Origin of the sequence: Cellulophaga sp. Hel_I_12, assembly GCF_000799565.1 — a bacterium.
GTDB lineage: Bacteria > Bacteroidota > Bacteroidia > Flavobacteriales > Flavobacteriaceae > Cellulophaga.
Genome location: NZ_JUHB01000001.1, coordinates 2,859,354 through 2,872,476, shown reverse-complemented (window position 1 = coordinate 2,872,476; position 13,123 = coordinate 2,859,354). Strand labels below are relative to the sequence as shown.

The following is a 13,123-nucleotide window of genomic DNA, read 5'->3' as shown; positions in this document are numbered from 1 at the left end:
TTGTTACTACTACTTTTTATGAAAACTATTTTTAATCAAAAAATACCAAATTGTTAAAGATTGCATATCACCCTATCTATACACATTCTTTACCAGAAGGACACAGGTTTCCCATGTTGAAATATGAGTTGTTACCCCAACAATTAGTGCATGAAGGCACCTGTGAACCCGCTAATTTTTTTGAGCCTGAAATTCCGAATGATAAATATATTTTAGCGGTACACGATCCGGAGTATTTCTATGATCTATTAAATATAAAAATACCCCCTAAAGAAGCTCGAAAAATAGGTTTTCCACTTACCGAAGATTTAGTGGAACGCGAACGTATCATAGCTGATGGCACTATGAAAGCTTGTGAATATGCTCTAAAATATGGTATTTCTATGAATATTGCTGGTGGCACACACCACGCTTATTCTAACAAGGGTGAAGCCTTTTGCATGCTCAATGACCAAGCTATTGGCGCTCGATATCTTCAATCTAAAAAATTAGCCTCAAAAATTCTAATAATAGATTTAGATGTACACCAAGGTAATGGAACAGCTGAAATCTTTAAGAATGATGCTTCCGTGTTTACCTTTTCCATGCACGGGGCTAGTAATTATCCTTTTAAAAAGGAGGAGTCAGATTTAGATATCGCCTTAAAAAAAGGGACAGAAGACAAGGAATATCTAAGCACTTTAAAACAAACATTACCTAAATTAATTGATGAAGTACAACCTGACTTTATTTTTTACCTCTGTGGTGTAGATGTCGTGGCCAGTGATAAATTAGGCACACTCGCACTTACCGTAGAGGGGTGTAGCGCGAGAGATGAATTTGTATTAAAAACTTGTTTCGATCTTAAAATTCCTATAATGTGTAGTATGGGCGGCGGGTATTCTAAAGACATCAAAGTCATTATTGAATGCCATGCCAACACCTTTCGATTAGCGCAAAAAATTTATTTTTAACTGCTTTTTTTAGACCGAGTAAAATCAGTATCTTAGGCAGTTAGAACTATAAACAACTTAAAAATGAAACAAAACAAACTATGTAGCCTCGCATTCTTTATTTTATCTTTCACATTTAGTATTGCCCAAACGGCCACTGAAACTGTAGATAAAATAATTGCTGAAGGCACAAACAATTCACAATTAGAAGTTTTAGCGCACGAGCTTATGGATGTTGTTGGACCGAGACTTGTTGGAACTCCACAAATGAAACATGCTAGTGACTGGGCTATTGAACAATTTAAAGAATGGGGCATTGATGCTCGTATGGAAGAATATGGTAAATGGCGCGGTTGGCAGCGCGGTATTACCCACGTAGATCTAATTTCACCACGTGTAGTGAGTTTAAGCGGAATGCAATTGGCTTGGAGTCCAAGCACGCCTAAAAAAGGCATCATAGCTGAAACCATCTTAATCCCAGAAGTAACAGATTCTTTAGCTTTTCAACGTTGGTTGCCGAATGCAAAAGGTAAAATTGTGTTAGTCTCTATGGTACAACCCACTGGCCGACCAGATTATAATTGGGAAGAGTTTGCTACTCCTGAATCTTTCGAAAAAATGAAAAAGGATCGTGAAGAACTGACAAAGGCTTGGAATGAACGCCTTAAAAAAACAGGTTTTAGTTCCAGAGATATCAATCAGGCTTTAGAAAAAGCAGGTGCCTTAGGTATTATTCAATCGCGTTGGTCTAACGGTTTTGGAGCGAACAAAATTTTCAGTGCCAACACCAAAAGTATACCTGTAATTGACCTTTCTTTAGAGGATTATGGGCTTTTATACCGATTAACAGAAAACGGGAGTAAACCACAATTAAAAGTGGTTGCTGAATCTACAGAATTAGGGACAGTACCAACGTTTAATACCATTGCAGAAATAAAAGGCACTGAATTACCTGATGAATATGTTATCTTGTCTGCACATTTTGATTCTTGGGATGGTGCTACCGGAGCTACCGATAATGGAACAGGGAGCATTACCATGATGGAAGCTGTTCGTATTTTAAAAAAAATATACCCAAACCCAAAGCGTACTATATTAGTCGGACTATGGGGAAGTGAAGAACAAGGTTTAAATGGTTCTCGTGCTTTTGTTGAGGACAACCCAAAAATTATTGAAGGTGTTCAAGCCGTTTTTAATCAAGATAATGGAACTGGTCGTGTGGTAAACATTTCGGGACAGGGCTTTTTGCATGCCTATGATTATATTGGAAAATGGCTGAATGCGGTACCTAATGATATTTCAAAGCATATAGAAACTAGCTTCCCTGGCTCACCAGCGGGTGGTGGTTCTGATTATGCTAGTTTTGTTGCTGCTGGTGCTCCTGCATTTTCTTTGAGTTCTTTAAGCTGGAGTTACTGGAACTATACGTGGCACACAAATTTAGATACCTATGACAAAATTGTGTTTGACGATGTACGTAACAATGCTATTTTGACGGCTATCATGGCCTACATGGCAAGCGAGGACGACAGCAAAACCTCTCGTGAAAAAGCAGTTTTACCTATAAATTCAAGAACTGGCGAGCCACGTACTTGGCCTACAACTAGATCTCCGGAGAGAGATGGTGGTAAAATGGATTAGAGCGCATAAATAATAAAAACAAAAAGCCCTGTAATAATAAATTACAGGGCTTTTTAAATTAAAAAGAGCCCAAATCAATCAAGACCGAGCTCTTTTACGAGAACACTATATGAAAATGAAAAAAATTATAATTAACTAACTCATTTCAAAGATATAAGCACTTTATGCTTTACGAAAACAAATGATGTGAATCGCTGTAAAATTGTGGTATAGAGTGCAAAACTTGTTTTATTTTACGTCCAAGTGCTTCTTTAGTGCTAAATAAACCCCATTACTCCACCCAAAACCATCTTGGACTGGGTATTCTCCCCCACCGGCATCTAAGGTCATATCTTCCACATTGTATTTTTCGACAAACTTTCCAGTATTTGCATATACCTTTTCGTTTAAGGCTATCCATCGTTTGGCAATGGTATTCGCCAATTCGTGATGACCATAATTTTCTAAACCGATAATAGTCATCCATTGCAGTGGAGCCCAACCATTAGGAGCGTCCCATTGTTGTCCAGTCGTTTTTGTTGTGCTTACCACACCTCCTGGTTTTAAAAAGTACTTTTCAATAGTTGCAGCCACATCGTCTGCTTGTTCTTGGTTTACCATTTTAAAAAATAAGGGATAAACAGTGGCCAACGATTTTACTCCGGTTTGTTGTTGAGTAACCCAATTATAATCTTCATAAATACCAAATGTTGCATTAAAACAAAAGTCATTTAAAAAGGTTATTCGGTTTTGCATACTTGTTTTTAACTGGTTCACAAAGACCGCATCGTCTTGGTATGCTTTTATTAAAACTTCCTCTAAACCATATAAAAGTGCATTTAAATCAACTGGAATAATATCGGTAGTAATTATAGTTTCTATCGTTTCTCCATCAGCGAACCATCGAGAACTATAATCCCATCCCGACTCAGCCCCTGAACGTAAGTCACGATACATCTTTTTACCTCCATGTACTTTTTGAACCTGTACATAGTCTTCTCGGTAGGATTCTTGGCGCGGCGTATCCCTTTTATCGTAATACCTGTTCATAATTCCTAAAGGTGTACTCACACAATGCCGAATTGGAGTGCCACTTGCAGTACTCCCATCCATCCAAAACTCATATTCTTTTCGTAAAGCAACTTTATACTTTTCATATATGGAATCTCCTTTGTGAGCCGCCAATAACTCAACCATTTGAGAAAAAAAAGGCGGTTGCGAACGTGAAATGTAATAGCTTCTATTTCCGTTCGGAATATGACCCAAGGTAGTTATTAAGTACGAAAAATTATCTAACATATGTTCTATCAGCGTAAACTCCCCGCTTTCAATCAAGCCCAACATGGTGAAGTAACTGTCCCAATAATACACTTCTCTAAATCGCCCACCTGGAACAATATAGGCTTCTGGTAAAGGAATTAAGCTGCTACCTGCAATAGGTTGATCGGATTCTCTTGTTAGGATAGGCCAAAGCGAAACTACATGAGCCAAAGCGGTTTTTGTCGAATCTGAGGTAAAATCTGAAGCTCTGGAAATGGGTACTTCAAAATTTTCTAAAACAAAGGTTTTAAGATCAAAATTCTCATGATTTTTAGTATTCTCGTATTTGGCCTTTATGTCATCATAAGGATACTTTGCCACACAATCGACAAAGGTTTTACCATCTTCAAAAATCTGATTTAATTGTACGTCGGCAAAAAGGGGTCCTAAAAGTTCATCTGGAGTTTTAAACCTTTGTACTTCCGTTTTTGGTGAATTTAGGGTCGTGTCTTTTTTCTTAGCTGAGGTGTCTTTACAGCTCAAAAAAAGTAGACTCAAAATAAATACATAGTATCTCATAGGTGTTTAAATTTCATTAGGGGTTAATTCAATTAAAAAATACTACTATCCATGTCAAAAATCAACCTGTTGGGATAAAAGTATACTATTTTTAAGAATATTCATTTTCCACTATCCCTTATTTATTTCTTCCTTAAAAAAAAAATTAGGTAACTTTATAAACCATAAATAGTTTATTACTTCCATTTTTTATGAGTCAGCACTACACCAGAAACATATCCGTTAGAGGTAATCAAGATTTCAATACCATCAAATTAGCACCTCCAGTAACGGTAGCAGCAGGACCTCTAGGAGTTAAAGAAGCCTTGAAACATTCCTTTAAAGAAATGGGGGTGGTACGAGCCATGGGTGCCTTGTTAAAAATGAATCAAGAAGACGGATTTGATTGCCCAAGTTGCGCTTGGCCTGATCCTGAAAAAGCCTCAAAATTTGCAGAATATTGCGAAAACGGAGCGAAAGCACTGGCCGATGAAGCAACGACCAAACATATTGACGCCCTTTTTTTTGCACAACATTCCGTTGAAGAACTATCTACGCTAACGGATTACGAATTAAATAAATTTGGTCGGCTAATAGAACCTTTAGTTCTAAGACCTAACAGTATTCATTATGAAGCTATCTCTTGGGAAAAAGCCTTTGACTTGATACGTGATGAATTGAAAAGTCTTGATTCTCCTGATGAAGCGATTTTTTATACCTCTGGTCGTTCCAGCAACGAGGCTGCTTTTTTATATGGCATGTTTGCAAGAGCATTAGGGACAAACAATCTACCCGACTGCTCAAATATGTGTCATGAATCTAGTGGAATAGCACTAGGAGAAACCTTAGGAATTGGTAAAGGATCTATAAAGTTAGAAGATTTATATGAGGCAGAAGTGGTCCTTATCGCCGGACAAAATCCAGGAACGAATCACCCTCGAATGCTCTCTGCTTTAGAAAAATGCAAAGCCAATGGAGGTAAAATTATTAGTATAAATCCTTTAGAGGAATCAGGACTTGTTAATTTTAAAAACCCTCAGAAAATAAAAGGTTGGATTGGAGCTTCTGTCGATATTGCAGATGTACATTTACCCGTTAAGATTAATGAAGATATTCCTTTAATTAAAGCCATCTTAAAAAAGTTATATGATAAGAGTAAACAGGACAAAACTATTTTTGATCATGACTTCATCAAAACCTATACCGATGGCTACACGAGCTTATTAGCAGATCTAGAACAATATGATCTCGCTAGTTTGGTGCTACAATCTGGTGTTTCTGAATCTGAAATTGACGCTGCGGTTGAACTTTTAGCACATAAATCTAAAATTGTTGTATGCTGGGCAATGGGGTTAACACAGCATAAAAATGGGGTTGCCACGATAAAAGAATATATCAATCTCCTATTAGTCAAAGGTGCCATTGGAAAACCAAATGCTGGTACCTGCCCTGTTCGTGGCCACAGCAATGTACAAGGAGATCGTAGTGTTGGTATCATGCATTTTGTAGATAAAGATTTGAATAAAAGAATAAAGGAGCATTTAGGCTTTACACCTCCAGATAAAGAGGGTTTTGACGTAGTTGGCACTTTAAAAGCCCTACATGATGGTAAGGCTAAAGTATTTATGTGCTTGGGGGGCAACTTTTTAATGGCTGCTTCGGATACAGAATATACCGCTAAAGGATTACAAAACTGCAACCTAACGGTACAAATAAGTACTAAGTTAAATAGATCACATTTGGTTACAGGAAAAACAGCCCTGATCTTACCCACCTATGGCCGTTCTGAAAAAGACATAAAAGAAGGTAAAGAACGCTTTGTTACCATTGAAAATAGCATGGGCCGTGTTAGGCAATCGAAAGGTGTTTTAAAACCTGCTTCTGAGCATCTAAAAAGCGAACCCGATATTATTGCCGAAATGGCGACTACCTATTTTAACGGTAATCATTCTGTACACTGGGGTGCGCTTGCTGGTGATTATAACCTTATCAGAAATACTATTGATACGGTTATTAAAGGCTTCAAAAACACCAATGTGGCATCAAAAGGAGTTGGCTATTATTTGCCGAATAATGTGCGGAACTTAGATTTTAGCATGCTTCCAAATGGTAAAGCTCAGTTTAGTATTAATGAAATTCCAGAGCATCAGCTAAAAGAAAACGAATTTATGTTGATGACCATACGTTCTCACGACCAATTTAACACCACCATTTATGGGTTAGACGATCGCTATAGAGGTGTTTATAATGAAAGGCGGGTACTCTTTATGAACGAGACCGACATGAAAAAATGGAACTTAGAAAAACTCGATGTGGTGAATATTTGCAGTAATTATGACGATACCTTGCGAACCGCCTTTAATTTTAAAGTAATTCCATATAACATCCCATTAGGTAATTTAGCGGCTTATTTTCCTGAAACGAATACGATAGTGCCTTACAATCATTATGCAGATAAAAGCAAAACCCCTATCAGCAAATCAATTAAAGTTACCGTGCATAAAGTGGCATAGAACAAGCTATTTCTCAAAAGCATGAAATTTAAACTTTTGCCCTCCAACAGAGGCATCTGCCATTAATCCCGCTTTGGGTAAGGCAAAAACAGCAACACCATCTTTATATTTGGCATTAAAAGCTAATCCTGAACGTACCGCAACTGCTGATGCTTCTGCAGCAAAAGAAAATTTTCCTTCTTTAAAATCATTTAAAGTTTCGTTCGTTTCAAAAAATATGACTTCAATAATAGCTTGCCCTCCTGCTTGAAAACCTATATTTAATTTCTTTAAGTCGGCCATTCCTATTTTTTTTCCAGCTTCAAAAACAATCCCATTCCCAGAAGCAGCACCGATAATAAATCCGCCTTTGCCTACATTAGGAAAAATAACATAGCCTGCAGATTCATCAAAAAAAGCTTGAAGACCTTCATCTGCTTTTAAAAGCATCACTTTAGCCTCGACAGCATGATCAATTATTTTTTGATCTTTTACCGTTTGGCCTTGTACTGAAAAAACAGCCAATGTAATGATCATAAATCCGAGGTGTTTTATACTTTTCATAATTTTATGTATTTAGTGTAGTCTATATACGAACAAACTTAGTACTCTTGATTTTCAAGAATACTAAGTTTGTGTTAAAGATATATTTGATAGTTTTATTGAAAAGCTGGTAATCCTGTAATGTCGGCTCCGGTAATTAATAAGTGAATATCGTGCGTACCCTCGTAGGTTATGACACTTTCTAAGTTCATCATGTGACGCATAATACTATATTCTCCCGTAATACCCATACCCCCTAATACCTGTCGTGCTTCACGAGCTATTTTTATTGCCATTTCTACATTATTTCGTTTCGCCATGGAAATTTGAGCTGTAGTAGCACGTCCCTCATTTTTAAGTTGCCCTAAACGCAGCGCTAACAATTGTGCCTTCGTGATTTCAGTAATCATTTCGGCCAATTTTTTTTGTTGTAATTGCGTTGCGGCAATTGGTTTTCCAAACTGAATACGCTCTTTGGCATAGCGCAAAGCAGTATCATAACAATCCATCGCAGCACCGATGGCTCCCCAGGCGATACCGTAACGTGCAGAATCTAAACAACCAAGTGGGGCTCCCAGTCCCGTTTTTCCGAGGAGAATATTCTCCTTAGGAACTTTTACATTATCAAAAATAAGCTCTCCTGTTGCGGAGGCTCTTAAGGACCATTTGTTATGTGTTTCTGGCGTAGAAAACCCTTCCATACCACGCTCTACAATTAAACCATGGATTCGTCCTTCTTCATTTTTTGCCCATACTACAGCGATATCGGCAAAAGGAGAATTGGAAATCCATAATTTAGCACCGTTTAAAAGATAATGGTCTCCCATATCTTTGTATTTGGTTTCCATTCCACTGGGGTTAGAACCGTGGTTAGGCTCTGTTAATCCAAAGCAACCCATAAATTCTCCAGTAGCTAATTTAGGTAAGTATTTTTTACGCTGTGCTTCATTTCCGTAAGCAAAAATAGGATACATCACTAAAGACGATTGTACCGATGCTGTAGAACGAACTCCACTATCGCCGCGTTCAATTTCTTGCATAATTAACCCGTAGCTTATTTGGTCTAATCCGGCTCCGCCGTATTCCTCTGGAATATAAGGACCAAAGGCACCAATTTCTGCAAGGCCTCCGATGATTTGTTTAGGAAATTCTGCTTTTTGGGCATATTCTTCTATAATGGGAGAAACATCACGTTTTACCCATTGCCTTGCGGCATCACGAACTAGTTTATGTTCTTCGGATAAAAGGTCATCAATATTGTAGTAATCAGGGGCTTCAAATAAATCTGGACGCATAGCTTTGTCTTTTTACCAAAGATAATTAAAGATTTATAACAGCACAATGCTTAAATGTTACATTTTTAGATAAAAATCTTTAGTTAGCGCAATATACTCATCCGTAAATACATGGCGTTCATTTTCTACCACTAATTCATCCGTAACTAAAGCTTCTTTTTTAAAACTAAAAGCGATAAGACTTCTTTTGGTTTCCGAATCTTTATGACCTTTTACTCTTGTAATTCTTATAGGAAAAAGCATTTGACTTTCAGCAAAGGCTATAAAACCAACTTCTTCTTTGAAAGGAATCACCGTAGAAAAAATACCTTCAGGAGCCAACAATTTAGATACACCGGAAAGCAATTCATCAAATGGTAAGGATGCGTTTTGGCGGGCAGCATCTCTAGAGGTATTACCACTGCTTACCGCTTCTGAATAAAATGGCGGATTGGAGACAACCACACTATACAGGTCTGACTCATCGAGAGTTTCAGCGGTATATTCATCTACAAATTCATCAAACCCAGCGTGAAAACAGAATAGTCGATCGGCCCAAGGAGAGTTTTCAAAATTATCCGTACACTGTTCAAAAGCATCATCATCTAACTCAATGGCTTCAATATTCTCAGCAGCACTTCGCTGTGCTAACATTAAAGCGATAACTCCTGTTCCTGAACCGATATCTAAAATAGAAAAAGTGTTTTTAGGTAGCATAGCCCAGGCGCCCAAGAGCACGCCATCAGTACCAATTTTCATAGCACATTTATCTTGGTGTAACTGGAATTGTTTGAATTTGAAAATACTCATATTAATTTCCAATAAGGAGAGGACAAACTAGATTGACAAATAAAAAATTTAATTGTTCATATACAAATCAACTAAACCTTCTGGAGTAGTCACATGAATGGTTTTGAGCTCTCGATCTACCTTGGTAATAATCTGATCGTTTATCGGGATAAGTAGTTCTTTTCCGTCTTTTTTAACTTCAAATAAGGCTTGTGAAGTAGTATCATTTACACTCTCAACGATACCTATGTCGCCGTGTACACTATCTAAAAGGGTAAAGCCTATAATTTCATGAAAGTAAAATTTAGTACCTGTAAGTTTTGGCAATAAGGTTAAAGGCAAATAAATCTCCGAACCCATAACGCGGTCCGCATCCGATTCATTTATTAGTTCTTCAAAGCGAACACGAAGTAGTGTTGATTTATGAAGGCTAGATTTTTTAATAAAAAATGGAACCAGATTATTTCCTAAAGAAATAAATACTGATTCCAAATTTTCGTATTCTTCGGGTTCATCCGTGTCTAATTTAATCAACACTTCGCCCTTAAAGCTATATTTTGAAACGATTTTACCTAAGTAGAAACAATCTTTCTTTAGCATATCGTTTTTTAAAAGCTATGCTTTTTTATCTGTGTCCTCTTCTTTTTGATCTGCGATAACCTCCTTAACACTTGGAGCTTCAGCAATACCATCTGTTTCTTCAAGAACGTCCTTTTCAACTACTGTTGGTATTGGTGTAGTATCTGCATTTTCAGTTTCTGGTTGAGGAGCTTCAGGAGTTTCAACAACTTCTTCTGGAATTGCAGCGGCAATACGTTTTTCATTTACTTCTTTTTCTGCTTTTAAAGCAGCGGCTCTAGAATCAGCCTTAGCTTTATCTAAATCACCAACTTTAGAACCCACTATTTTACCTTTTTCTTCTAACCAAGCATTGAATTTTTCTTCTGCTTGCTCTTCAGTTAAAGCACCTTTACGAACACCACCTGCTAAATGATGCTTTAAAAGCACGCCTTTATACGATAAAATACGTTTCGCTGTTTCTGTTGGTTGTGCACCATTGTTTAACCAGGTTACTGCTTGGTCAACATTAACTTCGATAGTTGCGGGATTGGTGTTAGGATTGTAAATTCCTAATTTTTCTAAGTATTTACCATCTCTTTTAGCTCTTGCATCTGCTGCAACTACCCAATAGAAAGGTTTTCCTTTTTTACCGTGTCTTTGTAATCTAATTTTTACTGGCATATCACATTAATTTGTAGGGTGCCCGACCCTTGGTTATTAATTCTAAATTTTCGCTTAGCTTTAAGCGGGTGCAAATATAAGTTTTTTTTGAAAATCTACAATAGCTATTAATTGATATTTTAAAAAAAACGTCTTAGATATAAAAACAGTTGGTTCTCAATTATTTCGCTTCAATAAAGGCTAATGTTTGGTCTATCCAGCTCCTATTGATTTCTAAGGCTCTATCAGGAACTACTCCGACGTCTTCATATTTAAAAAATTTAGTGTGAAAATCCATATCTGTTGGCATCACATCAAAGAATTTTGAGGGCGTAGTATAGCTGCGTCCATAATTAAATCCGTAGCTTACTATCCCCCAGGTAGTCTGTCCTAAATGCAGTGCTCCATTTATTTTTTTTAACTGAACCGTAAATTGCTCTCCATTGCTTCCCGTAAATTGGTTGGTCAAAATATAAATTTTAGCTCCGCTCTTTTTGAATAATTTATAAAAAGGATCAGACAATTTTTTACTTCCCCCTCTATTATTTCTTAGATCAACAATAATATTTGCAACATTAAAATTGTCTTTATGGTCTTCATAAAAAACATCAGCCATATTTTTATTCGCGCTACCCCTGTCGAAAGTACCAAAATGCACATACGCTGTATTTTTGTTGATCGCTTTATATTCCCAATCGCTGTTTTCTTCTGGCACAAGAGAATAATCTTTAGTTTTACGGTCTTTAACTAAATTAAACAACCTTCCATTTTCAAAAGCAATACTTTTTATATGGTACATTTTTTTAGTGGTCAAATTATAACTAGCAACATCATATTGATTATCACCACTCTTTCTTACATGCAAATAGACCTGCCCTGGTACCCAAATGGGTACATTAGACGCTAAGACTACACCTTCATATTTTTCATCACCTTTGGCGTAAATGCCTACGATAAGATGATCTCCGTAATAATAAATACCCTCAAGTGCATCTTTTGGTTTACGCTCGAGAGCGCTTCTTAATTCTGTCAAATTATTTATTGCGCTAGGATGATTCGCAAATTCAGAACTGGCGATAAATTTAGCAACTGTAACGCTATCTTTAGCGTTTTCATTTGATAATGGAATTGTGTTAGATAAAACAGTGGCATGAATATCCGTCAAAGTACCCATCATTTCATTCAGCAATAAATAACACTTATACACGGCTAAGGGCTCATTCATTTGCGTTGCTATAGCGTTGTATTGCTCCTGGAAAAAAGCCTCTTTTTTTTGTTTTTTAATTTGGTGCTTGTAGGAGGGCATTTCTTTCATCTTCACGATCAAAAAGTCTAAATCTGTTTTACAGTCGCAGGTTTCTTTTTGACTATACGTAGTTCCTGATAAAATTGTCGCAAAAAAAAGAGAAATTAAAGTTTTCATAGGTATTTGGTTTAAGGTTTTCAGCTGGCAAAAACAGCCTTGTTGTTTCCACAAACATATTCTAGAAAAAGCTAGAAAACCATTATACAGTAAGGTTTGGGGTGAAATGATGCTACTTTGTGGTTAAATAAAGTTATAACGCAAGACCCAAATCTTTAATCGTTGTTTTCACAAGTGATGCGTAGGTTTTGGATACCGGAATTTTTACCTGGGCCGCTAACACAATTTGCAATTTTCCATTGCTCAAATCCCATCGTTGAAAATGTACTGGATTAATTAAGTACGATCTATGCGTACGTACTAGAAAAGCTAAGTCTTTCTCAATGACCGAAAGTTTATTTCGAATCAGCTGTTTCTTCATCAATTCATTCATTAGATAGGTTACTTCTATATAATTATCGTCTGATTTTATACTGATTAAATTTTCCTGAAGTAAACGCAAGCCCTCGTAGGTACCTTCGCCATTAATTACTATTTTTTTATCTTCCAGCTTTTTATTTTTGTATTTACCAATAGCCCAGCGGCTAATAAATACAATAGGAATCACCGCAATTAACGTTGGAAGATAAATACCTGTGATGAAATAAGCTAGACTATATATATTTGGTTCATTGGGAACTATAATAAAAACATAAACGGATCTAGATAAAACCAGCCCCATCATCATAAAGAAAAGTAAAAAAAAGAGCTCCCTTTGTAAGGTCCAGCTTCTTTGACCAATCTTAAAAAGCCATTGCTGAAAAGGAAGCATGGAGAGATACGCAAAACCCCCTGCAATACCATAAAAAGGCAAATACGCTAGTTTCTCTAAAGTGTTAATTTCACTAACATTTAAGGGCTCAGTAAAATAGAGAAAAACAAAAATCCAAAGCGCAAGGCCTAAAGCAATATACACATGGTGTAAAAGAGAAGGGTCAAATGGATATTTTATCTTAAGCAAAAAAGTAGTTTTAAATGGAAAAAATACAATTGTTTTGTGCTAAAACCAATTTTTTGTTTCGTTAATAACTC

General features: G+C 36.7%; 11 protein-coding genes. 3 read left to right on the top strand and 8 right to left on the bottom strand.

Annotated elements, in window-relative coordinates:
- Window positions 1-50 precede the first annotated feature (50 nt).
- Complete coding sequence (locus GQ45_RS12430) at window positions 51-953, top strand: histone deacetylase (RefSeq protein WP_047418486.1); 903 nt, start codon at window positions 51-53, stop codon at window positions 951-953.
- Window positions 954-1,016: 63 nt separating this feature from the next.
- Window positions 1,017-2,573, top strand: coding sequence for a M20/M25/M40 family metallo-hydrolase (locus GQ45_RS12425; RefSeq protein ID WP_047418483.1), 1,557 nt, complete (start codon window positions 1,017-1,019; stop codon window positions 2,571-2,573).
- A 228-nt stretch (window positions 2,574-2,801) separates the two neighbouring features.
- Here GQ45_RS12425 and treF read toward each other — a convergent pair whose 3' ends face one another.
- Window positions 2,802-4,391 (bottom strand): alpha,alpha-trehalase TreF, encoded by a 1,590-nt coding sequence (gene treF / locus GQ45_RS12420; protein WP_047418480.1) that lies wholly within the window; start codon window positions 4,389-4,391, stop codon window positions 2,802-2,804.
- Between the two features lie 191 nt (window positions 4,392-4,582).
- Between treF and GQ45_RS12415 the strand changes: the two genes are divergently transcribed.
- Entirely contained in the window at window positions 4,583-6,883 is a 2,301-nt protein-coding gene (locus tag GQ45_RS12415) for an FdhF/YdeP family oxidoreductase (protein WP_047418478.1), read from the top strand.
- 6 nt (window positions 6,884-6,889) lie between these two features.
- On the opposite strand, the gene GQ45_RS12410 is transcribed toward GQ45_RS12415, so the two are convergent.
- The 7 genes from GQ45_RS12410 to GQ45_RS12380 all read right to left on the bottom strand — a co-directional run bounded on the left by GQ45_RS12410 (window position 6,890) and on the right by GQ45_RS12380 (window position 13,052).
- Window positions 6,890-7,426, bottom strand: coding sequence for a YSC84-related protein (locus GQ45_RS12410; protein ID WP_047418475.1), 537 nt, complete (start codon window positions 7,424-7,426; stop codon window positions 6,890-6,892).
- A 95-nt stretch (window positions 7,427-7,521) separates the two neighbouring features.
- Window positions 7,522-8,700, bottom strand: a complete 1,179-nt coding sequence (locus GQ45_RS12405; RefSeq protein WP_047418471.1) for an acyl-CoA dehydrogenase family protein — start codon at window positions 8,698-8,700, stop codon at window positions 7,522-7,524.
- A gap of 57 nt (window positions 8,701-8,757) precedes the next feature.
- The gene (locus tag GQ45_RS12400; RefSeq protein ID WP_231555198.1) at window positions 8,758-9,438 is read right to left on the bottom strand and encodes a tRNA1(Val) (adenine(37)-N6)-methyltransferase; all 681 of its coding nucleotides are present in this window, start codon (window positions 9,436-9,438) and stop codon (window positions 8,758-8,760) included.
- A gap of 99 nt (window positions 9,439-9,537) precedes the next feature.
- Window positions 9,538-10,068 (bottom strand): ribosome maturation factor RimM, encoded by a 531-nt coding sequence (gene rimM / locus GQ45_RS12395; protein WP_047418468.1) that lies wholly within the window; start codon window positions 10,066-10,068, stop codon window positions 9,538-9,540.
- 15 nt (window positions 10,069-10,083) lie between these two features.
- Window positions 10,084-10,710, bottom strand: coding sequence for a 30S ribosomal protein S16 (locus GQ45_RS12390; protein ID WP_047418466.1), 627 nt, complete (start codon window positions 10,708-10,710; stop codon window positions 10,084-10,086).
- 160 nt (window positions 10,711-10,870) lie between these two features.
- Window positions 10,871-12,112 carry a S41 family peptidase gene (locus GQ45_RS12385; protein WP_047418463.1) on the bottom strand — a complete coding sequence of 414 codons (1,242 nt, stop codon included), beginning with the start codon at window positions 12,110-12,112 and terminating at the stop codon, window positions 10,871-10,873.
- A gap of 133 nt (window positions 12,113-12,245) precedes the next feature.
- Window positions 12,246-13,052, bottom strand: a complete 807-nt coding sequence (locus GQ45_RS12380; RefSeq protein ID WP_047418460.1) for a LytTR family DNA-binding domain-containing protein — start codon at window positions 13,050-13,052, stop codon at window positions 12,246-12,248.
- Window positions 13,053-13,123: the final 71 nt, after the last annotated feature.

Bases quoted from the DNA above. Each gene is read 5' to 3' on its own strand.
- GQ45_RS12385 (WP_047418463.1), bottom strand. From the start codon at position 12,112: ATGAAAACTTTAATTTCTCTTTTTTTTGCGACAATTTTATCAGGAACT.
- GQ45_RS12390 (WP_047418466.1), bottom strand. From the start codon at position 10,710: ATGCCAGTAAAAATTAGATTACAAAGACACGGTAAAAAAGGAAAACCT.
- GQ45_RS12400 (WP_231555198.1), bottom strand. From the start codon at position 9,438: ATGAAAATTGGTACTGATGGCGTGCTCTTGGGCGCCTGGGCTATGCTA.
- GQ45_RS12410 (WP_047418475.1), bottom strand. From the start codon at position 7,426: ATGAAAAGTATAAAACACCTCGGATTTATGATCATTACATTGGCTGTT.
- rimM (WP_047418468.1), bottom strand. From the start codon at position 10,068: ATGCTAAAGAAAGATTGTTTCTACTTAGGTAAAATCGTTTCAAAATAT.
- GQ45_RS12415 (WP_047418478.1), top strand. From the start codon at position 4,583: ATGAGTCAGCACTACACCAGAAACATATCCGTTAGAGGTAATCAAGAT.
- GQ45_RS12425 (WP_047418483.1), top strand. From the start codon at position 1,017: ATGAAACAAAACAAACTATGTAGCCTCGCATTCTTTATTTTATCTTTC.
- GQ45_RS12405 (WP_047418471.1), bottom strand. From the start codon at position 8,700: ATGCGTCCAGATTTATTTGAAGCCCCTGATTACTACAATATTGATGAC.
- treF (WP_047418480.1), bottom strand. From the start codon at position 4,391: ATGAGATACTATGTATTTATTTTGAGTCTACTTTTTTTGAGCTGTAAA.